Source organism: Polaromonas potterensis (assembly GCF_033446725.1).
Classification (GTDB): domain Bacteria; phylum Pseudomonadota; class Gammaproteobacteria; order Burkholderiales; family Burkholderiaceae_C; genus Polaromonas.
The window spans coordinates 256,177-278,592 of the sequence record NZ_JAWQLX010000005.1 but is presented as its reverse complement, the minus strand read 5'-3'; the positions used below and the strand labels follow the sequence as shown (position 1 = coordinate 278,592).

The window sequence follows — 22,416 nt, the reverse complement described above, 5'->3', positions numbered from 1 at the left end:
CGTGCCGGCGGGGTGCCCCGATTTATTTCAATGTTCAGGAGACAAAACCATGAAAACTTTCACATCGACATTTCCCGCATCGACCTCCCGCCGCGCCGCACTGGCGGCGCTGGCCGTGTTGGCCTGCGCCGCCGGCGCGCAGGCGCAGGCGCAGGCGCAAGGCAACTACCCGGTCCGGCCGGTGCGTATCATCGTTGGGTTCCCGGCTGGCACAGGCCCCGACATTGTGGCGCGACTGCTGGCGCAAAAACTATCCGAAGGCTGGGGCGGCATGGGTGTGGTGGTGGACAACAAGCCGGGCGCCGGCGGGTTGATCGCTGCCGGCGAGGCAGCCCGCGCTGCACCGGACGGCTATACCCTCATGCTGGGCGAAACCGGCCAACTGAGCATCGCGCCCAGCAGCTACAGCAAGCTGCCCTACGACCCGGTGAAAGACTTCATCCCGGTCAGCCAGGTGGTGAGCTCCGACTTCGTGCTGCTGGTCAATCCGCAGAAAGTGCCGTCCCGTAACGTGAAGGATTTTGTCGGCTGGACGCAGCGGCAAAAGGGTCTGTTCATGGCCACGTTCGGCGCGGGAACGCCGGGCCACTTCGGCGCCTTCATGTTCGGCGATGCCGTCAAGCTCAAGCCCGAAGCCGTGCATTACAAGAACACGGCGGATGCGCTCGGTGGCCTGTACAGCGGCGATGTGCAGGGGGTGTTCGCCAGCGTCGGGCTGGCGGCGCCGCAGGTCAAATCGGGCAAGCTGGTGGCGCTGGGATCCACTGGCGCCGTGCGTGCGGCGGCCCTGCCGGATGTGCCGACCATCAAGGAGCAGGGCTACCCCGACCTGACATTCACGTCCTGGTTCGGCATCGTGGCCCCCGCCAGAACACCGGCCGAGATTGTTGCGAAGTTGAGTGCCGATGTGCGCAAGGCGGTCACAGCACCCGAGGGCCGGAGGAAGATGGAAGATGCGGGCTTTCGTGTGACCGGCACCAGCCGCGAGGAGTTCGAGCGCATCATCGCCGCCGACACGGTGACCTGGGGCAAAGCCGTGGCGGCCACAGGCTTCAAGGCCGACTGAGTCCTGGCGTGTCAGGCCGGTGGCAACACCAGCTGTTGCCGGCTTTCAAATCGCCGCACTTCGCCGCTGAAGGGGTCGTCAAAAGCGATGGCTTTTGCCAGCAACTGCAGCGGGTAGCGGTAGTCGTCGTCGGGCGTCGGGTCCAGCGGCGGGTAGACGCGGTCATTGACGATGGGCAGGCCCAGTGCATACATGTGTACACGCAACTGGTGTTTTTTACCGGTCACCGGGCTCAGGCCGTAACGCGCCAGCGGCCCGCTGACCTCCAGCACCTCAATGTGGGTTTCGCTGTTGGGCAGGCCAGGCACTTCGGCCTGGCGAAAAAAAGGCTGACCCTCGACGATGCGGCTGCGGCTGATGCGCGGAAAGCTCAGATCGGCCCGCCAGGGCGCGATGGCTTGATACGACTTGTCGACCTCGCGTTGCCGGAACAAATCCTGGTACGCGGCCCGCTCCTGCGGCTGCACCGAAAACAACACCACGCCGGCGGTCTCCCGGTCAATCCGGTGAATCGGGCTCAGGCCGTCCAGGCCCAGCCGGTTTTTCAGGCGCACCAGCAGGGTTTCCTGCAGGTAGTGGCCCGAGGGCGTGACCGGCAAAAAATGCGGCTTGTCGACCGCCACCAGGTGGGCATCCTGGAACAGCAGTTTTTCCTCAAACGGGATGCGGGTTTCGGGCGGCAATGCGCGGTAGTAATACAGCCGCATGTGGCCCTGGTAAGGGCGGTCCGGCGTGACGGGCTGGCCGAACTCATCGATCACCTCGCCGCCGGCCATACGCTCCAGCCAGACCGCGCGCGAAATCGCCGGAAAGCGCTGCACCAGAAACTCGGTCAGGGTGGGCCAGTCGCCGCCGGGCAGGCTGACACAACTCGGGCTCACGCCTGCGCGTATAGGAAGACCGCCGAGCGCGAGCCGCTCTTTCACACGCGTTCGAACACCAGGTCCCAGACGCCGTGCCCGAGCTTGATGCCGCGGTTCTCGAACTTGGTCAACGGGCGGTAATGGGGCTTGGCGGCATAACCGTCGCTGGATACGTCTGCGGTGTTTTTCAGCAGGGGTTGGGCGCTCAGGACTTCCAGAATCTGCTCGGCATAGGGCTGCCAGTCGGTGGCGCAATGCAGGTAACCACCGGGCTTGATGCGTGTGACCAGCTGCGCAATCAGCGGCGGCTGGATCAGGCGGCGCTTGTTGTGTTTTTTCTTGTGCCAGGGGTCGGGGAAAAAGATGTGCACGCCGTCCAGGCTGTGCGGCGGCAACATGTGTTCCAGCACTTCCACCGCGTCGTGTTGCAAGATGCGGATGTTGGTCAGGTCCTGCTCGGCGATGCGTTTGAGCAGTGCGCCCACGCCCGGGGTGTGGACTTCGCAGCAGAGAAAATTTTTCTCTGGCATCAGCGCCGCAATGTGCGCCGTGGCTTCACCCATGCCAAAGCCGATTTCAAGGATGACAGGCGCGGAACGGGCGTAGGTCGCTGCAAAATCAATCGCGTTTGGCGTGTAGGGCAGCAGGTATTTCGGGCCCACGTCCTCAAAGGCCTTGGCCTGGCCGAGCGTGGTGCGGCCGGTGCGGCGTACAAAGCTGCGGATGGTGCGGTGGTGGGCGGTATCCGGCGCGGGGGCGGCCGGGTCGCTGGGGGGAGTAGTTTCAGTCACAGCCGTGATTTTACGGCTGCGCGGCTTGCTCACGCCCATGAAGGGCTGCCCACTGCGGCACAGCCTGGGCCAGCCAGTCGGCAACGCTGCTGGCGCCGGCCACCTGCAGGCCCAGCACCAAGCCGGCGGCCGCCAGGCTGGCCAGCGGTTGGTTGGTGTTGAGCGGCTGGGCGCCGTTCTGTTTGGACAACTTTTCACCGTTGGCGCCACGCACCAGCGGCACATGCAGGTAACGCGGCGTGGGCAAACCCAGTACGCCTTGCAGCAATATCTGGCGGGCGGTGTTGTCGGTCAGGTCTTCGCCGCGCACCACGTCGCTGATGTTTTGCGCGCCGTCATCCACCACCACGGCCAGCTGGTAAGCCCACCAGCCGTCGGCGCGTTTGAGCACGAAGTCGCCCACGGCCTGAGCGACCTGTTGTTGCTGCACGCCCAGGCGGCGGTCATGCCAGAGCACGTTTGAACTCGCTATGAAATCCGTAGCTTCTTGCGCCCGTCCTGTCTGGGCTGGAGGCCTATTTTCCGTAAGAAATTCGGTCAGCAAGCGCCAGGCCCGTGCGGGCCGGCCCTGCAAGCCCTGGCGACAGGTGCCGGGATAGACCAGCTCGGCGTGGCGGGGACGGGCTTGTCCGCTCTCAGCCAGTGCCCGTGCAATGTCCTGACGGGTGCAGCCGCAAGGGTAAGCGCGTTGCCCGGCGATCAGGGCATCGAGCGCTGTTTGGTAAAAGGCGCTGCGCTGCGACTGGTACAGCGGCGGTACGTCGGGTTGCAGGCCGCAAGCGGCCAGTTGCTGCAGGATGATGGCATCGGCGCCCGGCACACAACGCGGTGTGTCCACGTCTTCGATGCGCACCAGCCAGGTGCCGCCATGGGCGCGAGCGTCCAGCCAGCTGGCGAGCGCAGCGACCAGTGAGCCCGCATGCAAGGGGCCGGTGGGTGAGGGGGCGAATCTTCCCTTATAGCCGGACAAATGAGAAACCATGGACAGGATGGAATGGTGTCGAGGCAAACTTCAAAGGCCGCCGCACCGGACGTTCTCTTCACGCCAGCAGGGGCCGCGGGACTGGCTTTGCCAGGCCGCAGGCGCAGCGGCCCCCTAGTGGGGCAGGGCGCTACACGCAGTGAGCAACCGTGGGGGCTAACAAATAGCCAGCGCCATTTCCAGGCCGGAGACAAAACCGTCTTCCACCCGGTGGCCCAGGCACCAGTCGCCGCAGCTGCCTATGCGCGATTTGGCGTCCCACAAATGCGACTTGCCCAGGGTCTGGGTGGTCTGGGCATGGCGCCAGCGGTGCACCGCAGCGTGGTGGGGTTGGGCGCGTATGCCGGTGACTTCGGTGAAGGCCTTGAGCAGCTTGGCTTTGACACGTTCGGCGTCGTCTTCCAGGTGGCGTTCGGACCACTCGGGGCTGGCCTGCACAGTCCAGCGTTCGATAGCGCTGCGTCCGGGCTTGGACGATTCCCGCGCCAGCCAGGCGATGCGGTGATGTGTGCTGCGGGCGGCATTCCACTGCGGGCCCAGGTGCGGCAGCGTGGGCTGCAGCGCTTGCGGGAAGGCCAGCATCAGGGTCCAGCAAGGGGCGATGCCGACGCCGCTGAGGGCTGGCATCAGGGCCTGGCCTTGCTGTGAACTCAGCAGCAAGGCATGGGCCTGCGGCGAGGGCACGGCCATCACCACGGCGTCGAAGCCAGAGTAGACGCGGCTGCGGGCGCCCGGGCCGTCGGTCTGCAGCTGCCAGAGCTCGGGATGCAGCTTGTCGGCTTCCATACGGATCACCTGGGTTTCCAGGGTCAGTGCACCGCTGGCGGCCAGCGGCTGGGCCCATTGTTTGACCAGCGCATTCATGCCCGGTGTCGCGACCCAATGGGCTTCCTTGGACGGCAGCGAGGACGCCACCACGCGGCCGGCTTCGTCCAGAATACGCACGGTGTTGGCGCTCCAGGGCCGGACCAGGCCGGTGCTGGTGGCCAGCGCTTTTTCGAAGCGCGCATCGCGCACGGTGAAGTACTGGGTGCCGTGGTCAAAATCGCCAAAATTGGTGTGCTGCGTGGCCATGCGGCCGCCGGGGCTGGCGTGTTGTTCAAACACCGTCACGCGGTGGCCGGCTTGTACCAGCGTGCGTGCGCAGGCCACGCCCGCAATACCCGCACCCACCACAGCATAGTGCCGCAGTGCCGCTCGCATGGCCGGGGGCGCCGCCGGTGCGGCCCGCTTCGCGGCGGGCGCCGAAGTACTTTTGGAGGGTTTCTTGGCGGGTTTTGATTTTGCGGTCATGTCTGCACTCTACACGTTGTGATGGCGCTCCAGCAATGCCAATCGTGTTTGCGGGCGAGCCAGTTGCGCCAGCCACCAGCTCAAGGCGCGGCCGTTTTGTGGTGGCCGGCTCGGCTCGCCAGCGGTTTTGCTGCTTTTTTTGACGGGTGCAGGCGCTGTGTTGTTGTGGCCGCGCCAGGCGTAACTCATGGCGACCACGCGGCGCGGCCGGTCCACCAGCTTGACCACCAGTCGCCCGGTGTCGATGTAAGGCCGCGCCAGGTAGTCGGGCAAAAAACCACAACCCAGGCCACGCAACTGGGCTTCCAGTTTGTATTGCATGGTCGGCACCGTCAGCACATCCTGGCCGCCCAGCAAACCGATGCTGATGCCGCTGCCGCGCAAGGTGGTGTCGGCCACGGCCACCGCCCGGTGTTGCTGCAGTTGCGCGTCACTGATGCTGCCGCTGATCTTGGCCAGTGGGTGGTGCGGCGCCACCACAAACACAAAAGGCACATCGCCCATGGGCTGGTTCAGAATGCCGCTGGACTGGGTGACTTCCACCACGCAGCCGATGGCCAGATCGGCTTGGCCCTGCACCAGGGTTTCCCAGGTGCCGGACAGTGTTTCGGCGCGTATCCGCAGCCGGGTCGGCGGGTTCAGGGCATAAAAAGCCTCGCACAGCTCGAACAGCGCGGTGCTGGAGATCAGGCCATCGGCGGTGATGGTGAGTTGCGGCTCCCAGCCGGTGGCGACCCGTTTCACGCGATGCGCCACGGCGTCGAGTTCGATCAGCAGGCGATTGCCTTCACGCAGCAACTCGTGGCCGGCTTCGGTCAGCCGGGCCTGGCGCGAGGAGCGGTCAAACAGCAACACATCCAGCGCGTCCTCGATTTGCCGCACGCGATAAGTCAGCGCGCTGGGCACCACGCCGAGTTCGCGTGCGGCCGCGGCCAGGCTACCGGTACGGTCCACGGTTTCGATCAGGCGAAGCGCTTCAGGAGTCAGGACATCACGGCCGCTGTGCATGGTATTGGTTCAAATAATTTGAATGATGCCATCAATTGGCAACAAGGATCAATCGGGTCAGGAGACCTACATTGGAGTCATTCAAACAGCATTTCATTCCCGAAAGGACGGCCCCTATGTTGACATTGCGAACTTCCGCCGAACGCGGTTACGCCGACCACGGTTGGCTCAAGTCTTACCACTCGTTTTCCTTTGCCGGTTACCACGATCCGGCCCACATGGGTTTTGGCAATTTGCGTGTCATCAACGAAGACCGCATCGCACCGGGCACGGGTTTTGGCACCCATGGCCACCGGGACATGGAGATCATCAGCTACGTGTTGAGTGGCGCGGTTGGGCACCAGGACAGCATAGGCAACGGCGCGTCCATTCCGCCCGGCGACGTGCAGCGCATGAGCGCCGGCACCGGCATCCAGCACAGCGAGTTCAACCACGCGAAAGATGAAACCACACATTTCCTGCAAATCTGGATCGAACCGAATGTCGAGGGCATACGGCCCGGCTACGAGCAAAAGACGTTTGATACCAGTGAAAAACGCGGCAAGCTGCGGTTGGTTGCTTCGAACGACGGTGCTCAGGATTCAGTGACGGTGCATGCCGATGCCAAACTTTATGCCGGTTTGTTCGATGGCGACGAAACCGCCGAGTTGGCGCTGAACCCGCGACGCAAGACCTATGTGCATCTGGTGCGTGGCGAGTTGCAGGTCAATGGCCAGACCTTGCACGCCGGTGATGCGGCGAAACTCGAAGCAGAAAAACTCCTGCAGCTGTCGAACGGCAAGGAGGCCGAAGTGCTGGTTTTTGATCTGGCAGCCTAAATTTGCAGAGCCACTTTCTCCGACACGGAACTTTCATTCGTTTCGGGCACACTGACTTGCGCGCACCGACGCTTGGGTTTATCTTTTCGTTTTTTGACAATTTTTCATAAAGGGCTTTCCATGCTTAACTCACTTCAACCCCTGTTCTCCCTGATCGGACGTGCTCTGATTGCCTTGCTGTTTATCCCGGCCGGTTACGGAAAAATTGCCGGCTTTGCCGGTGTGTCGGGTTACATCGCTTCCAAGGGGGTGCCGCTGCCCGAAGTGGCGGCTGCTATTGCCGTTGCGGCTGAACTGGGTTTGGGTTTGCTGTTGCTGGTCGGTTTCCAGACGCGTTGGGCTGCGCTTTTGCTGGCCATCTTTACCGCCGTCATCACCTTCATCTTTCACGCCTTCTGGGCTGACCCTTCGCAGTCTCAGGCTTTCTTCAAGAACATTGCTGTTGTGGGTGGCCTGCTGACCATTGCTGCCTGGGGTGCGGGCGCATGGAGTGTGGACGCCAAACTCAAGCGCTAATCCGTTCGGCCTGTTGTATTTTTCGCAGGCCAGCCTTTTAGAGCCTGTTCCCGATTTATAAGGGGTCGCGTTGGGTCGCAATCGGGATGAGTTGCTCGCCAACATCTCGCCGCATGGGCTTCGGCCCATGCCAGGGATTGGGTGGGCAAATCGCCCGATTTCGTCCCAACCCGAAGGGCAAGTGGATCTTCGGGCGGTCTGCCGCGTTGCAAAACCAGACAAGGCCACCAGCCTTGTCTTGGGTTTTGCGCCTTGCCGCCCATCCTGAATATCCACTTGCGCGACCCCTTATAAATTGGGAACAGGCTCTCAGGGCTGGCCTGTTTTTTTTTTGAGCCAAGGACACAAGAATGACAACTGTCGTGGTGCTTTACCACTCTGGATACGGTCACACCCAGCGCATGGCGCAAGCGGTGGCTGAAGGTGCAGGCGCCGAGCTGCTGGCGATTGATGCCGATGGCAATTTGCCGGATGGCGGATGGGACAGCCTGGCCGCGGCCGATGCCATCATCATGGGTTCGCCCACCTACATGGGCAATGTCAGCTGGCAGTTCAAGAAATTTGCCGAAGCGTCTTCCAAGCTCTGGTTCACGCAGGCCTGGCAAGACAAGCTGTTTGCGGGCTTTACCCACAGCGCGGCGATCAATGGCGACAAGTCATCGACCTTGAATTACCTGTTCACGCTGGCCATGCAACACGGTGGCCTCTGGATCAGCCAGGGTGTGTTGCCGAGCAGCAGCAAGGCGGCGCAACGCAATGACCCGAACTACCTGGGCGCTTACAGCGGCGCCATGGCCCAATCGCCTTCCGATGCGGGCGCCCATGAAATGTTGCCGGGAGACTTGGCGTCCGCGCGTGCCTTTGGTCAGCGTGTGGCCGAGGTGGCGGGACGCTTCCAAGCTTAGTGCGTTCGGCGTTAAAGTCAGTAGCGCACGGTCGCCGTTAACGGTTTCTTCTTCTTTGCACTACAGGAGTTCGTCATGTCGATTGAATTAAAACGCGAGCGCTCGGCGGCCATGGCCCAGACCTTGACTATACGCAGCCATGTCTCGCTCGTCGATGGCACCGAAGCCGAAGGCGGTGCCGACCTTGGTCCCAGCCCGCATGATTTGTACGACGCGGCGCTGGGCGCCTGCAAGGCCCTGACGGTGATGTGGTACGCCCGCAAAAAAGGCATACCGGTCGACGACATTCAGACCGTGGTGGAGCGTGACGACTCGGGTGAGCGCAGCGGGGTGTACCGCCTGGCGACCAAACTCCGGGTGCAGGGCGATCTGACAGACGCCCAGTTGCAGGAGTTGCAAATGGTCGCGCACAAATGCCCGGTGCACAAACTGATGAGCACGGTCACCACCGAAATCACCACGCAGGTGGAGCGTTTGTCATGAGCGCCCAATTGCAATTGAGGGGCCACGACAAAGACCTGGGCGGTGGCTTCATGGTGCGCCGCCTTTTGCCTTCGGCGCAGCGCCAGGCTATAGGTCCTTTCCTCTTTTTTGACCATTTCGGTCCTGTCACCGTGTTGCCGGGTGCGGCCCATGATGTGCGGCCACATCCGCACATCGGGTTGGCCACCGTGAGCTATTTGTTTGAAGGCGCGATCATGCACCGCGACAGCGTGGGCTCGGTCCAGCGCATCGAGCCCGGCGCGATCAACTGGATGACGGCCGGGCGCGGCATTGTGCATTCCGAACGCGGTCCGGAAGATTTACGCGGCACCGCCTACGTCAACCATGGCCTGCAACTGTGGGCGGCCTTGCCCCAAGCCTTTGAAGAAGTGGAACCCGAGTTTTCACACACCCCGGCCGAGGCCATTCCCGTGGTGACGCTTGGCGGGGCCGAGGTGCGGGTGCTGATTGGCGAGGCTTTTGGACAGACCTCGCCGGTCAAGACCTTTTCCAAAACCATTTACCTGGACGTCAAACTGGACGCCGGCGCGACCTTGGCGCTACCGGCCCTGGCCGAAGAGTTGGCGGTGTACGCGGTGGACGGCGATTTGACGCTGGACGGCGAGCCCGTGGCGGCGCATACGCTGGCCACATTGACACCGGGTGTGGTCACGCAGATTGGCTGCAGCGCGCCGACGCGCTGGGTCGTGATCGGTGGCGATGCGCTGGATGGACACCGCTTTATCTGGTGGAATTTTGTCTCCAGCCGCAAGGAACGGATTGTGCAGGCCAGCGATGCGTGGGAAGCCCAAACCATGGGCCAGGTCGAGGGCGACACGGAATGGATTCCCTTGCCTGAACGAAAGTTTGTAGCGGGCTGAGTCCGGTGTGTGAGGATTTAAGATCAGGCCATGAAAATCTTCACGCTGCTTCCCTGGACCGACTGGCTGGCCATGCTCTGGTTTTTTTCGGGCTGGCTGGGTTATGCCTGGTTCGCGCGGCATTACGGGGCCAGGCGCTCGTCCTTGCTGCACACCACCAACCGCTACCGGCATCTCTGGCTGATGCAGACCACCGCCCGCGATCCGCGCGTGATCGACGGCATCATCACGCAAAACCTGTCCAGCACGCCGGCCTTTTTTTCATCGACCACCATCATCATCATCGGCGGTTTGTTCGCCTTGCTGGGCACAACCGACAAGGCCGCGGAACTGGTGCGGGAGATTCCGTTTGCGGTGCGCACCTCGGTGCTGATTTTTGACCTGAAGGTCTTGTTGATGGTGGGCGTGTTTGTCTACGCTTTTTTCCGCTTTAGCTGGTCCATGCGCCAATACACCTTTGTGGCGCTGCTGATTGGATCCATGCCTTCGCCGCACGAGTTTGAGGCGCAAAAATTTGACCGCGAAGTGTTTGCCACCCGGGCCAGTCGCATGGTGAGCCTGGCCGCTGAAACCTTTAACGACGGGCTGCGTGCCTACTATTTCAGCTTCGCCATCATGGCCTGGTTTTTCTCCACCGTCGCCTTTGTGATCGCCACCGCCGTGGTGGTCTTGATTCTTTACAACCGCGAGTTCAATTCCGACGTTCTGGGCGTCCTGCGTGAATAAGTCGCCCCCACGTTCTTCACTTCGTGTAATACGCTGCCCCCGAGGGGGCTGTGCTTGCTTGGGGCGGCCCTGCGCGGCGCACGGCTTAGTGGAAAATAAAACCGTCAGACGATGTCGCGTGCCAGCCGCAGGCCGCTGAATTGCCACTGCGCCTCGGGCGGAAAAAAGTTGCGGTAGCTGGCCCGGAGATGGCTTTGCGGTGTGGCGCAGGAGCCGCCGCGCAGCACAAACTGGTTGCACATGAATTTGCCGTTGTATTCGCCGACCAGGCCTTCCCAAGGTTTGTAGCCGGGGTAGGGGTTGTAGTTGGACTGGGTCCATTCCCACACATCCCCAAACATCTGTACCGGGCTGCCAATACTTTGTTGCTGCAGCGCAATCGGGTGGTAGGCCGCGCTTTCAACAAAGTTGCCTAGCGCCGAGGATGAGGTGGGCACGCTGCGTGCGGCGAGTTCCCATTCAAATTCGGTCGGCAGGCGCGTGCCGGCCCAGCGCGCATAGGCGTCGGCTTCAAAATAATTGAGGTGGCAGACCGGCGTGTGTGGGTCGACCTGCACCAGGCCTTGCAATGTGAAATGGCGATAGCCCTCACCCGCTGTGCTGGTTTGCCAGTACAGCGGCATCGTGGCCTGCCTGGTTTGCACCCAGTCCCAACCCAGGGACAGCCACAGGTCCGGCCGCTGGTAAGCACCGTCGGCTATAAACGCCATCATTTCGCCATTGGTGACCAGGCGGCTGCCGATTTCAAACGGCGCCAGGTAAACCTGGTGGCGCGGGGTTTCATTGTCGAAGGCAAAGACGCCATCTAGAGCAGTGTCAAACCCATGCGCCAGCAAACCGCCGTCAAAACCCATCCAGCGCAGGGGCTGGGGACTGATACCGGCCAGCGGCCAGTGGCGGGCATAGGCCGGCCGCGACGGGTTGAAGGACAGCGCGTGTTTGATGTCGGTGAGTAACAACTCCTGGTGTTGCTGTTCGTGCTGCAGGCCCAGGGTGATCAGCGTGTTGATCTCCGCATGGTCAGGCGCATCGGGGCTGGCTTGCAGACGCTGGACCAGTTGCAACACACGTTCATCCACCTGCGCCCGATAAGCCAGCACCTGCTGCAAGCTCGGGCGGCTGATCAGGCCGCGTTGTGGTCGCGGGTATTTGTCGCCCACGCCGTTGTAATAGCTGTTGAACAAGACCCGGAAGCTGGCATCAAAAGCTTGGAAGGCAGTTTCAAATCGTTCCAGGATAAAAGTTTCAAAAAACCAGGTCAGGTGGGCCAGATGCCATTTGGCCGGACTGGCATCGGGCATGGACTGCAGTTGGCAATCTTCGGCGCTCAGCGGCTGAATCAGGGCTTCGGTCTGCCCACGGACTTGCTGAAAACGTTGCGCCAGGCTGGACGCCAGCAGGCCGGCATGTGGGGCAGGGTGGGGTGAAGGCATGGTGAAGGACCGGTTGAGACGGGCTGCTGACGGGATGTCGGCGGGTCTAACAGCTTTTCACGGTTTGAGCGTCTCAGCTGTCAGACAAGGCGCCGACATTCACCTTGGGCGCCAGCGCCGGATCCAGTGCCCGGCGCTCGTCGAAGACAAAACACTCACCGTCAAAATGGTCGTGGCCATTCACTTCAAAATATTTCAGAATGCCGCCGTCCAGCTGGTACACATGCTGCAGGCCGGCCTCCTGCATGAAAATCGCGGCTTTTTCGCAGCGTATGCCGCCTGTGCAAAAACTCACCACGGTTTTTTCGCGCAATTCATCGCGGTGGTCCAGCAAGGCCTGCGGGAACTCGGTGAATTTGGTGATGCGCCAATCGATGGCCTGTTGGAAGGTGCCGACATCGACCTCAAAGTCATTGCGCGTGTCCAGGGTGACGACGGGTCGGCCGTCATCGTCATGCCCTTTGTCCAGCCAGCGTTTGAGTGTGGCCGCGTCCACCGAAGGCGCGCGCCCCGCCGAGGGCCGGATGGCCGGGTGGTCCATGCGGATGATTTCCGGCTTGATCTTGACCAGCAGCTTGCGAAAAGGCTGGGCCGTGGACCAGCTTTCCTTGACTTCCAGGTCCTGGAAACGGCCATCACTACGCAGCCATGCCAAAAAATCATGAATGTCGCTGCTGCCGGCGGCCAGAAACAAGTTGATGCCTTCTTCCGCGAGCAGCACGGTGCCACGCAGGACGCGGGCTTGCGCCGCTTCCAGAAGCGCCGCTTGCAAGTCGGCAAGGTGGTCCAGGGCGATGAATTTATAGGCGGCGATGTTCAGAATCTGCATGTTGCGCCTGATTGTAGGCAAGGCCACGGCGACAGGCGGCTTGCTGGGAGAAGGGCTTTCCAGCCTCAGCCCTAAAATGAAGCCATGTTTGTCCATTTACGTATTCACACCGAGTTTTCAGTCGTCGATGGCACCAACCGCATCGATGAAATCGTGGCGGCCTCCGCCGCCGACCGCCAGCCCGCGCTGGCTATCACCGACCTGAACAACCTGTTCGGCACGGTGAAGTTTTATAAGAAAACCCGTGGCGCCGGTGTCAAACCGTTGATCGGGGCGGATGTGTGGGTACAAATTCCGGGCAAAGAGGCCGGCACAGCACCAGCCAGGTTGCTGTTGCTGGTGCAAAGCCGCCAAGGCTACCTGAACCTGTCGGAGTTGCTGACACGGGCCTGGACCCGGGGCCTGGTACGCGACCAGCCCGTCATCAGCCTGGAATGGCTGCAGGAACTCAATGAAGGTCTGATTGCCTTGTCAGGCGCGCAAGGCGGCGCCGTGGGGCAGGCCCTGCTGCAAGGTGATGACCCGCGTGCGATCGAGTGTGCGCTGTACCTGGCGGGACTTTTTCCGCATCGTTTTTACATCGAGTTGCAACGTGCCCAACGTGTCGACGATGAGCGCCATGTGGCGGCCGCCGTGCAACTGGCGGCCCGGCTCAATCTGCCGGTGGTGGCCACCCATCCGGTGCAGTTTTTGGGTTACGACGACTACGAGGCCCATGAGGCCCGCGTCTGTATTGCCGAAGGTGAAATCCTGGGCAATGCGCGGCGTGTGCGCAAGTTCACGCGCGAGCAATATTTCAAATCTTCGGACCAGATGGCCACCTTGTTTGCCGACTTGCCGTCGGCCCTGGCCAACACGCTGGAAATTGCCAAACGCTGCAACCTGAAGCTTGAGCTCGGCAAACCCATGTTGCCGGACTACCCGACGCCCGAGGTCAACGGCGTGCGTATGCCGATCAACGACTACTTCCGCCATGCCTCGTTTGAAGGGCTGGAAGAACGCCTGGCGCATCTCTACCCCGATGAAAAGCTGCGCGGGGACAAACGACCTGCCTATGTGGAGCGGCTGGAGTTCGAGATCAACACGATTTTGAAGATGGGCTTTCCAGGCTACTTCCTGATCGTGGGCGACTTCATCAACTGGGCCAAAAACAACGGCTGCCCGGTGGGGCCGGGCCGGGGTTCGGGTGCCGGCTCGCTGGTGGCTTATGCGCTGAAGATCACCGACCTGGATCCGCTGCAATACAACCTGCTGTTCGAGCGTTTCCTGAACCCGGAGCGGGTGTCCATGCCCGACTTCGATATCGACTTCTGCCAGACCAACCGCGACCGGGTGATCGACTACGTCAAGGCCAAATACGGCAAGGAGGCCGTCAGCCAGATCGTCACCTTCGGCACCATGGCGGCCCGCGCGGCGATTCGCGACGTGGGCCGTGTGCTCGATTTTTCCTACGGTTTTTGCGACGGCATCTCCAAGCTGATCCCCAACAAACCCGGCCAGGCCGTGACCTTGCAGTTGCCGCCGCCCGGTCATGACGCCAAAAACGACAAGCTGGTGTATGCGCTGGAAGCCGAACCCATTCTGGCTGAGCGCGAGAGCAAGGAAGAAGACGTGCGCACCTTGCTGGAGTTGGCGCGCAAGCTTGAAGGTCTGACCCGCAACGTCGGCATGCATGCCGGCGGGGTCTTGATTGCACCTGGCAAGTTGACGGACTTTTGCCCGCTCTATCAGCAGCCGGGCAGCGACTCGGCGGTCAGCCAGTACGACAAGAACGACGTGGAAGCCATCGGCCTGGTGAAGTTTGACTTCTTGGGGCTGGCCACACTGACGATTCTCGAAGTCGCCCGAGAGTTCATCATCAAGCGCCACCCGGGCCAGCAGAACTTTCGCTACGAAGACCTGGCGATTGATGATGCCCGTGTCTACCGGCTTTTCTCGGAAGGCAAGACGGAAGCGGTGTTCCAGTTTGAAAGCCGCGGCATGCAGGGCATGCTCAAGGACGCCAGGCCGACGCGGCTGGAAGACCTGATCGCGCTCAACGCCTTGTACCGCCCGGGGCCGATGGACCTGATTCCCAGCTTCGTGGCGCGCAAACACGGCCGCGAGGAAGTGATTTACCCGCACCCGCTGGTGGCCGACATGCTCAGCGAGACCTACGGCATCATGGTCTACCAGGAGCAGGTGATGCAGACCGCCCAGATTCTGGGTGGTTATTCGCTGGGCGGCGCGGACATGTTGCGCCGCGCGATGGGTAAAAAAGACGCGGACGAAATGGCCAAGCACCGGCAGATTTTCCGTGACGGTGCGGCCAAGAACGATCTCAACGAGGCCCAGGCCGACGAGGTGTTCGACCTGATGGAAAAATTCGCGGGTTACGGCTTCAACAAGTCGCATGCCGCCGCGTATTCCCTGCTGGCCTACCACACGGCCTGGATCAAGGTGCATTACACGGCCGAGTTTTTCTGCGCCAACATGACGGTTGAAATGGGTGACACCGACAAGCTCAAGGTCTTGTTCGGTGACGCGATGAAAATGGGCTTGAGCTTCGAGCCGCCCGACGTGAATCGCGGCAACTACCGCTTCGAGCCGATCAGCAACACCAGCATCCGTTACGGCCTGGGTGCGGTCAAAGGCACCGGCCAGCAGGCGATTGCCGCCATCGTGGCCGAGCGCGAAGAGGGCGGGCCGTTCACTTCGCTGTATGACTTCTGCGTGCGGGTCGACAAGTCCAAATTGAACAAACGCACGGTCGAGGCCTTGATCAAGGCCGGTGCGTTTGACAACCTGCAGCTTAACCGCGCTTCGCTGCTGGCCTCGGTGGACCGGGCCTTTGAATTTTCCGCCGCGACGCAGGCCAATGCCAACCAGGGCGGGCTGTTCGACATGTCGGACTCGCATGCGGCCAGCACCCAGGAGCCGCCGCTGGTCGAGGCCTTGCCGTTTGGTATCAAGGCGCGCTTGATGCTGGAAAAAACCGCGGTTGGGTTTTACCTGTCCGGTCATTTGTTCGATGCGGTCGAGCGCGAAGTGCGCCAGTTCGCCAGACGCAAGATTGACGACCTGATCGACTCGCGCGACCCGCAACTGCTGGCCGCCATCGTGACCGATTTCCGCGTTATCAACGGCCAGCGCGGCAAGCTGGCGCTGTTCAAGTTGGACGATAAATCAGCGCTGCTGGAAGCCACCGCCGACGAAGCCTTGATCAACGCCAACCGCAACGTGTTGAAAGACGATGAGCTGGTGGTGGTGCAGGGCATTTTGCAGCAGGACCGCTTTTCCGGCGGGCTGCGGCTCAAGGTCACGCAGATCTGGGACCTGGACGCGGCGCGTTGCCGTTTCGGAAAATACCTGCGCGTGGCGGTCAATGGCACGGCGCCCGATGTGCAGCGCATCGTCAAGGATTTCCCGCCGCGCCGCGAGATGACCGAGCAGGGCGAAGTCAACCGCGGTTTGCCGGTGCGCCTGAGCCTCAAGCGCGAGGACGTGGTGGCCGAATTGCAACTGGGTGAAGCCGCGAAGTTTTTCCCGACCGACGCGGCGCTGGCCAGCTGGATGGCCCAGGCCGACCAGGGCCAGGCGCAGATCGTTTATGAATGAAATAGGGCGCTAGCCCTTATCTGACGGGCACAAGAAGCTATTTTATTGATAGCGACTGGAGGCGCTGCCTCCAACCTTGCCAACTGCTGCGTTATCCCCGCCAAGCGGGGTCCATCGCCCCTCACTTTGCGGCTTAGTCCTTGGGCCGGAACTCCAGGATCATGGGTGTGGGCACGCGGCCGTCCACGTCGCGCGGCATGGTTTCGGTGCGGATGATGGCCTTGATCACGGCGTCGTCCCAGGCCTTGTTGCCGCTGGACTTGATCAGTCGCTGGCTGATGATGCTGCCGTCCAGCGCGGTGCGCACTTCCACCTCGGCGGTGGGGTTGCCGGCGATGTCCTCGGTGAACACGATGTTGGGTTTGACCTTGGCACGCACCTTGCCGCCATAACTGGCCGAGGGGCCGCTGGCTTTGAGCGCCGTGCCTTTGGCGTCTGCGCCGCCCGTGGCGCCGGCCAGGCCCATGGCCCGTTTGATATTGTCCTGGCGCTGTTTTTCGGCGGCGGCGTCTGCCTGCTTTTTCTTGTCCGCTTCTTTCGCGTCCTGCTTTTTGTCTTCGGCTTTTTTGGCTTCCAGCTTTTTGGCGTCTTCCGCCTTGCGCTTGGTCAGCTCTTCCTTGGCCTTTTGTTCTTTTTCTTTTTTGGCCTGAAGTTCTTTCAGCCGGTCCTGTTCCTTTTGCTCTTTTTGCGCCTTCAACAGTTCGGTTTCTTTTTTCTGCAGTTCCAGCTTGCGCTTTTTCTCGCGCTCCAGCGCAATGTCGGCGTCGGGCGCGGGTGGCGGTGGTGGCGCTTTGACCACGGGTTCAGGTGCCGGAGGTGGGGGCGGCGGCGGTGGCGCTTCCACGAGTTTGGGCGCGGCCTCCTGTGGCAGGCTGGACCACAACTCGGCCTCAAAAGAGATATCGGGGGTGCTGCGTTTCCAGTGCACGCCCCAGGTCAAGGCCCCCAGCAGCAGCAAATGGACCAGCAAGGCCAGGCTGTAAGAGCGCAGCGCACCGGGCTCGCGGTGCGGGGCAAAGTCGGGGCGATCGCCAGCGCTGGGCATAGGGTGTGTGAGCGGCTCAGTTGCCGGTTTGCACGGACAGGCCGACACGGGCCACGCCGGCTTTTTGCAGCGCGTCCATGACCTTGACCACGGTTTCGTATTTGATGGACTTGTCGGCGCTGATCACCACCGGGGTGAGTTGTTCGCCGGCGGGCACGGCCGGCTGCAGGCGCTTGACGGCGGGACCGACCTCGCTGAGCCTGGCCGGCACCGATTGGCCGTCCGACTTGATCTGGATGACTTCTTCCTTGCTGATCTCGATCTGGATCGGCTTGGGCGGCTGGCCGGGCGCTTTGCCGACACGCGGCAGGGCAATCATGCTGGGCGTGATCAGCGGCGCCGTCACCATGAAGATGATCAGCAGCACCAGCATCACGTCGATGAAAGGCACCATGTTGATTTCATTGATGGTGCGGCGACCTCGGCCGCGCGAGTTGATAGCTGGCATGGTGGGTCAGGTCTCTCTGGGGCAGTCCCAATGGGCAGGCGAAGCCGAAAATGTGAGGGCCAAGCATGTTTCCGACGGGCCGCCCCTAGGAAAAAAAGCCCCCTCGGGGGGCAGCGCAGTACGCGTAGCGACAAGCGTGGGGGCGAACATCTTTAGTGGCCGGAGGGCGACTGCACGCCCAGGTTGCGTTGCAGGATGTTGGAGAACTCTTCGATGAAGGTCTCCAGCTTGTTGGCGACGCGGTCGATGTCGTGTGCAAAACGGTTGTAGGCCACCACTGCTGGAATGGCGGCGAACAGGCCGATGGCCGTGGCCACCAGCGCTTCGGCAATGCCGGGTGCCACGGTGGACAAGGTGACTTGCTCCAGCGCGGCCAGGCCGGTGAAGGCGTGCATGATGCCCCAGACCGTGCCGAACAGGCCGACATATGGCGAGACCGACGCCACCGTGGCCAGGAAGGACAGGTTGGACTCGACCGCATCGACCTCGCGCTGGTAGCTGGCGCGCATGGCGCGGCGGGCGCCGTCGAGCAGGATGTTGGCGTCGTCCATGCGGCGCTCGCGCAGCTTCTGGAACTCGCGCATGCCGCTGGCAAAAATACGTTCCATCGGACCGCTGTGTTTTGCATTCTGGTTGGCGGCGGCGTACAGGTCGTTCAGGCTGCTGCCGGACCAGAACTCACGGTCAAACTGGTCGTTGAGCGACTGCACACGTTTGAGCGAAATGATTTTTCGGAAGATGGCGGCCCAGCTCGCAATCGACACACCGGCCAGCAAAAGCACCACACCCTGGACCACCCAGCTGGCGTTGAGGATAAGGCTGACGATGGATAAATCCTGGTTCATGTTGTGGTTTCCAGACGGTCAAGGAGGTGAGCGGGAATTCTTGCAGGTTTCAGGCTGGCAGCGTCCACCCAGCCGATACGCACCGTGCCTTCGCAGAGCAATGTGGCCCCCACGCTTTTCGCTGCGCGTAAGACGCTGCCCCCCGAGGGGGCTAATTTTCCTAGGGGCGGCCCGTCGGAAAATTGCACGTTGCCCAAGTGGCTGTCGGGTAGGTGTGGTAGCTCTGATTTTAATAGCGCCTGCTGCCCGATTATCAAGGACGCGCGGCCCTTTTCGATCAGCCCCGCGGTAACAATCAGTTCATCGTCGAGGCGGGCAGGGCGGTGATATCGCAGCGTGGTGTCGGTGACCACAAAGATGCCGCCTGTGGTTTCGCGCAGTTGCTGCTGGGCTATGCCTAGTGATCGGAGCCACTCGGTGCGCGCACGTTCAAAAAATTTCAGGTAGTTGGCGTAAAACACGATGCCGCCGGCATCGGTGTCTTCCCAGTAAATGCGTAGCGGCCACTGGAATGCGGCTGGCTTAAGCAAGCACCGCCTCCAGCCGCGCCACGGCTTCTTTCAGCTCGGCCATGGAACTTGCCGTCGAAAAACGGATGTAACGCTCGGGCGCATCGGTGCCGAAATCGCGACCCGGCGTGACCGCTAGGTGGGCGCGTTTCATCAGCTCGAAGGCAAACTCCCAGCTGCCGCCTGTGGCCGGGTCCACGCCCAGCTTGTGTGCCACCGCCGAGCAGTCGGCATAGGCATAAAAAGCGCCGTCAGGCATGACAGGCACGGTCAAGCCGAGGCGGTTCAGCTCTGGGATGAAGTAGTTGCGCCTGGCCTTGAACTCGGCGCGGCGGCGTTCGTACTCCGCCAGGCTCTCGGCCTCAAAGCAGGCGAGTGCGGCATGCTGGGCGATGGTGCTGGCGCAGATGAACAGGTTTTGCGCAATACGTTCGACCACCGGTGCCAGGGCTTCGGGCACGACCAGCCAGCCCAGGCGCCAGCCTGTCATGTTGAAATATTTGCTGAAGCTGTTGATGCTGACGATGCTCTCGCCCAAGCCGTCCCCCATGGCCAGCGCGGTGTGGCCAAAGTGTTCTTCGTAACTCAGGCCGAGGTAAATTTCGTCAATCAGGGTGATGCCGCCACGGCTGTGCACAAACTCGTGGATGCTGCGCAGCTCTTCAGGCGCAATCGAGGTGCCGGTCGGATTCGAGGGCGAGGCCAGCAACACGCCGCGGGTCTTGTCGGTCCAGGCGGCTTCGACCTTGGCGCGGCTCAGCTGGAAACGTTCTGCGGCCGTGGTGGGCAGCAGCACCGCCGTGCCTTCGGCGGCGCTGACAAAATGCCGGTTGCAGGGGTAGCTGGGGTCGGGCATCAAAATCTCGTCGCCGGCTTCGATCAAGGCCAGGCAGGCCAGCTGCAGGGCGGCGGACGCGCCGGCGGTGATGATGATGCGGCTGGGCGCCACCTCGGCCTGAAAACGGGTGGCGTACCAGTCGCTGATGCGTTCCCGCAAGGGCTGCAGGCCGGTGGCGGGGGTGTACTGGGTGTTGCCATCCTGGATGGCGCGGGTGGCGGCCTGCTGTACCAGCGGCGGCGCGGTGAAGTCGGGCTCGCCAATGTTCAGGAAAATCATCGGTTGCGCGGTGTGGGCGACCTCTTTGGCCATGGCCGCCGCCGCCTTGGCCACTTCCATCACATAAAAAGGTTCTATGCGCTGGGCACGCCTGGCGATGCGCAATGAATTCGATGAACTCACCGGGTTCACGCCTTGTCTGCGGCGACTTCGGCGGCCCGAAAGGTCGGTGCCAGCTTGTGCAACACGCCATTGACGTATTTGTGGCCGTCGGTGCCGCCAAAGGCCTTGGTCAGCTCGATACATTCGTTGATGACCACGCGGTAAGGCACGTCCAGGCAGTGTTTGAACTCATAAATGCCAATCCACATGACCGCGTGTTCGACCGGCGATATTTCCGCCATCTTGCGGTCCAGCAGCGGCGTCACGCTGGCGTCCAGCGCCACGGCCTCGCTGATGCAGCCGTGCAGCAGCGCGTCGTAGTGCGCCGAGTCGGCCTTGTGAAAACCCACCAGGTCGCGGGTGAAGGCGTCGATGGACGTTGCTTCATTGCGGCCCACCAGATGTTGGTACAAGGCCTGCAGGGCGAACTCGCGTGCACGTGTGCGCGGCGATTTGTCCGCCGCTTTTTTCACGCCGGTGTCGGTCAGGCCGGTGCGGGTCTGCGGCGGGCGTTTGGGTTTTGTGGTGTTTGTTTCGGACATGGCGCGTTTATTCGGGAGGGTTGGCAGGGAGTGCTCAGGCAAGTTCGTTCAGCAGGTTGGCCATTTCCACAGCAACACGCGCCGCGTCGCGGCCTTTGTCGATCTGGCGCGCCTCGGCCTGTTCGACGTTTTCCACTGTCAGGATGGCATTGGCGATGGGCAACTGGTAGTCCAGGGCCAGCCGGCTGACGGCGGCGCCGCTTTCATTGGCGACCAGTTCAAAGTGATAGGTTTCACCACGGATGATGCAGCCCAGGGCGATCAGCGCGTCGTATTCGTCGCGCTCAGCCAGAGCTTGCAGGGCGGCAGGGATTTCCAGTGCGCCCGGCACCTTGACGTGGTGGATGTTTTTTTCTTCCACACCCAGTGCCAGCAGTTCTTGCCAGCAGGCTTGCGCCAGGGTGTTGGTGATTGTTTCGTTAAAACGCGCCTGGACAATGCCAATCGCCAGTTTTTTGCCGTCCAGCTTGTCGGCTGAGCCTTTTTCTGCACCAAACACAATTCAATCCTTTTTGTTGGCGATATAGCCGGTGATCTCTAAGCCGTAACCCGTCATGCTGGGCATGCGGCGCGGATTGCCCATCAACATCATTTTGTGGACGCCGCATTCGCGCAGGATCTGTGCGCCCACGCCGTAGGTGCGCAAATCCATGCGGCCGCGTTCGGGCGCCTGGCTGGGCCTGGCCGTGCCTTCAAACTGCGCCAGCAACTGGGCCGCGCTTTCCCCGCAATTGAGGAACACGGCCACGCCTTTGCCTTCTTTGGCAATGTGCGCCAGGCTTTGGTCCAGGCTCCAGGAGTGCATGGAGCGGCCGGTTTCCAGCAGGTCCAGCACCGACAGCGGCTCGTGGACCCGTGCCGCCACGATGTCGTCGGGTGCCCACTGGCCTTTGACCAGGGCCAGGTGCAGGCCTTGGCTGGGTTTGTCCTTGAAGGCATGCGCCGTGAACTCGCCAAAAGCGGTCTGGATGGTGCGCGCGCCGATTTTTTCAATCAATGATTCGTTGCGGCTGCGGTGTTCGATCAGGTCGGCAATCGTGCCAATTTTCAGGCCATGCTCGGCGGCGAAAACCTGCAGGTCCGGCAGGCGCGCCATGGTGCCGTCGTCTTTCATGATTTCGCAGATCACCGCAGACGGAGAGCAACCAGCCATGCCGGCCAGGTCGCAGCCAGCTTCGGTGTGGCCGGCGCGCATCAGCACGCCGCCGTCCACCGCCTGCAGCGGGAAGATATGGCCGGGCTGCACCAGGTCGCTGACTTGGGCGTCCCTGGCCACAGCCGCCTGCACGGTGCGGGCGCGGTCGGCCGCCGAGATGCCGGTGGTCACGCCTTCGGCCGCTTCGATCGACACCGTGAAAGCGGTTCCCATCTTGGTGCCGTTGCGCGCCACCATGGGCGGCAACTGCAGCCTTTCGCAGCGCTCACGTGTCAGGGTCAGGCAGATCAGGCCACGGCCGTAACGCGCCATGAAGTTGATGGCTTCGGCGCTGACGTGGTCGGCGGCCAGCACCAGATCGCCTTCGTTTTCACGGTCTTCTTCGTCAACCAGGATGACCATGCGGCCGGCCCGCATGTCGGCGACGATGTCTTCAACGGGGGAAATGGCAATGGTCATGG

At 62.0% G+C, this 22,416-nt stretch carries 23 protein-coding genes; 8 read left to right on the top strand and 15 right to left on the bottom strand.

Annotation, left to right across the window (positions count from 1 at the left end; translation table 11 throughout):
* Positions 1–49 precede the first annotated feature (49 nt).
* Positions 50–1,066 (top strand): Bug family tripartite tricarboxylate transporter substrate binding protein, encoded by a 1,017-nt coding sequence (locus R6254_RS12040; RefSeq protein WP_318407067.1) that lies wholly within the window; start codon positions 50–52, stop codon positions 1,064–1,066.
* Between the two features lie 11 nt (positions 1,067–1,077).
* On the opposite strand, the gene R6254_RS12035 is transcribed toward R6254_RS12040, so the two are convergent.
* The 5 genes from R6254_RS12035 to R6254_RS12015 all read right to left on the bottom strand — a co-directional run bounded on the left by R6254_RS12035 (position 1,078) and on the right by R6254_RS12015 (position 6,003).
* Complete coding sequence (locus tag R6254_RS12035) at positions 1,078–1,947, bottom strand: pseudouridine synthase (protein WP_318407065.1); 870 nt, start codon at positions 1,945–1,947, stop codon at positions 1,078–1,080.
* 41 nt (positions 1,948–1,988) lie between these two features.
* Complete coding sequence (trmB, locus tag R6254_RS12030) at positions 1,989–2,759, bottom strand: tRNA (guanosine(46)-N7)-methyltransferase TrmB (protein WP_412103157.1); 771 nt, start codon at positions 2,757–2,759, stop codon at positions 1,989–1,991.
* Positions 2,731–3,702, bottom strand: a complete 972-nt coding sequence (gluQRS, locus tag R6254_RS12025) for a tRNA glutamyl-Q(34) synthetase GluQRS (protein WP_318407062.1) — start codon at positions 3,700–3,702, stop codon at positions 2,731–2,733. Before gluQRS ends, trmB begins: the two co-directional genes overlap by 29 nt.
* A 156-nt stretch (positions 3,703–3,858) precedes the next feature.
* On the bottom strand, positions 3,859–4,995 hold the full coding sequence (locus R6254_RS12020; protein ID WP_412103156.1) for an NAD(P)/FAD-dependent oxidoreductase: 1,137 nt from the start codon (positions 4,993–4,995) through the stop codon (positions 3,859–3,861).
* Positions 4,996–5,004: 9 nt separating this feature from the next.
* Positions 5,005–6,003, bottom strand: coding sequence for a LysR family transcriptional regulator (locus tag R6254_RS12015; RefSeq protein WP_318407060.1), 999 nt, complete (start codon positions 6,001–6,003; stop codon positions 5,005–5,007).
* 116 nt (positions 6,004–6,119) lie between these two features.
* On the opposite strand from R6254_RS12015, the gene R6254_RS12010 reads away from it, so the two are divergent.
* The 6 genes from R6254_RS12010 to R6254_RS11985 all read left to right on the top strand — a co-directional run bounded on the left by R6254_RS12010 (position 6,120) and on the right by R6254_RS11985 (position 10,332).
* Positions 6,120–6,821: a pirin family protein gene (locus R6254_RS12010; RefSeq protein ID WP_318407058.1), complete on the top strand. Its 702-nt coding sequence runs from the start codon at positions 6,120–6,122 to the stop codon at positions 6,819–6,821.
* Positions 6,822–6,941: 120 nt separating this feature from the next.
* Positions 6,942–7,337, top strand: coding sequence for a DoxX family protein (locus R6254_RS12005; RefSeq protein WP_318407057.1), 396 nt, complete (start codon positions 6,942–6,944; stop codon positions 7,335–7,337).
* A 350-nt stretch (positions 7,338–7,687) separates the two neighbouring features.
* Complete coding sequence (locus R6254_RS12000) at positions 7,688–8,242, top strand: flavodoxin family protein (RefSeq protein WP_318407055.1); 555 nt, start codon at positions 7,688–7,690, stop codon at positions 8,240–8,242.
* Between the two features lie 75 nt (positions 8,243–8,317).
* Positions 8,318–8,725 carry an OsmC family protein gene (locus R6254_RS11995; RefSeq protein WP_318407053.1) on the top strand — a complete coding sequence of 136 codons (408 nt, stop codon included), beginning with the start codon at positions 8,318–8,320 and terminating at the stop codon, positions 8,723–8,725.
* A complete protein-coding gene (locus R6254_RS11990) occupies positions 8,722–9,606 on the top strand; it encodes a pirin family protein (RefSeq protein ID WP_318407052.1) in 885 nt (294 codons plus the stop codon). The genes R6254_RS11995 and R6254_RS11990 overlap by 4 nt, the downstream gene beginning before the upstream one ends.
* 30 nt (positions 9,607–9,636) lie before the next feature.
* A complete protein-coding gene (locus R6254_RS11985) occupies positions 9,637–10,332 on the top strand; it encodes a DUF599 domain-containing protein (protein ID WP_318407050.1) in 696 nt (231 codons plus the stop codon).
* Between the two features lie 104 nt (positions 10,333–10,436).
* Here R6254_RS11985 and egtB read toward each other — a convergent pair whose 3' ends face one another.
* Together egtB and R6254_RS11975 are read right to left on the bottom strand one after the other, a co-directional pair.
* A complete protein-coding gene (egtB, locus tag R6254_RS11980) occupies positions 10,437–11,765 on the bottom strand; it encodes an ergothioneine biosynthesis protein EgtB (protein ID WP_318407048.1) in 1,329 nt (442 codons plus the stop codon).
* Positions 11,766–11,838: 73 nt separating this feature from the next.
* Positions 11,839–12,594, bottom strand: a complete 756-nt coding sequence (locus tag R6254_RS11975) for a sulfurtransferase (RefSeq protein ID WP_318407046.1) — start codon at positions 12,592–12,594, stop codon at positions 11,839–11,841.
* An 84-nt stretch (positions 12,595–12,678) separates the two neighbouring features.
* Between R6254_RS11975 and dnaE the strand changes: the two genes are divergently transcribed.
* Positions 12,679–16,191, top strand: coding sequence for a DNA polymerase III subunit alpha (dnaE, locus tag R6254_RS11970; protein WP_318407044.1), 3,513 nt, complete (start codon positions 12,679–12,681; stop codon positions 16,189–16,191).
* Between the two features lie 133 nt (positions 16,192–16,324).
* On the opposite strand, the gene tolA is transcribed toward dnaE, so the two are convergent.
* From tolA to ribBA, 8 genes are all read right to left on the bottom strand, one after another.
* Entirely contained in the window at positions 16,325–17,236 is a 912-nt protein-coding gene (tolA, locus tag R6254_RS11965) for a cell envelope integrity protein TolA (RefSeq protein ID WP_318407042.1), read from the bottom strand.
* A 16-nt stretch (positions 17,237–17,252) separates the two neighbouring features.
* Complete coding sequence (locus tag R6254_RS11960) at positions 17,253–17,684, bottom strand: biopolymer transporter ExbD (RefSeq protein ID WP_318407041.1); 432 nt, start codon at positions 17,682–17,684, stop codon at positions 17,253–17,255.
* A 152-nt stretch (positions 17,685–17,836) separates the two neighbouring features.
* Positions 17,837–18,529, bottom strand: a complete 693-nt coding sequence (gene tolQ, locus R6254_RS11955; RefSeq protein ID WP_318407039.1) for a protein TolQ — start codon at positions 18,527–18,529, stop codon at positions 17,837–17,839.
* The gene (locus R6254_RS11950) at positions 18,526–19,059 is read right to left on the bottom strand and encodes a tol-pal system-associated acyl-CoA thioesterase (protein ID WP_318407037.1); all 534 of its coding nucleotides are present in this window, start codon (positions 19,057–19,059) and stop codon (positions 18,526–18,528) included. Before R6254_RS11950 ends, tolQ begins: the two co-directional genes overlap by 4 nt.
* Positions 19,052–20,260: a pyridoxal phosphate-dependent aminotransferase gene (locus R6254_RS11945; RefSeq protein ID WP_318407095.1), complete on the bottom strand. Its 1,209-nt coding sequence runs from the start codon at positions 20,258–20,260 to the stop codon at positions 19,052–19,054. The genes R6254_RS11950 and R6254_RS11945 overlap by 8 nt, the downstream gene beginning before the upstream one ends.
* 23 nt (positions 20,261–20,283) lie before the next feature.
* Positions 20,284–20,799: a transcription antitermination factor NusB gene (gene nusB, locus R6254_RS11940; RefSeq protein ID WP_318407035.1), complete on the bottom strand. Its 516-nt coding sequence runs from the start codon at positions 20,797–20,799 to the stop codon at positions 20,284–20,286.
* A 34-nt stretch (positions 20,800–20,833) separates the two neighbouring features.
* Positions 20,834–21,298, bottom strand: a complete 465-nt coding sequence (gene ribH / locus R6254_RS11935) for a 6,7-dimethyl-8-ribityllumazine synthase (RefSeq protein ID WP_318407034.1) — start codon at positions 21,296–21,298, stop codon at positions 20,834–20,836.
* A 3-nt stretch (positions 21,299–21,301) separates the two neighbouring features.
* The gene (ribBA, locus tag R6254_RS11930; RefSeq protein ID WP_318407033.1) at positions 21,302–22,414 is read right to left on the bottom strand and encodes a bifunctional 3,4-dihydroxy-2-butanone-4-phosphate synthase/GTP cyclohydrolase II; all 1,113 of its coding nucleotides are present in this window, start codon (positions 22,412–22,414) and stop codon (positions 21,302–21,304) included.
* Positions 22,415–22,416: the final 2 nt, after the last annotated feature.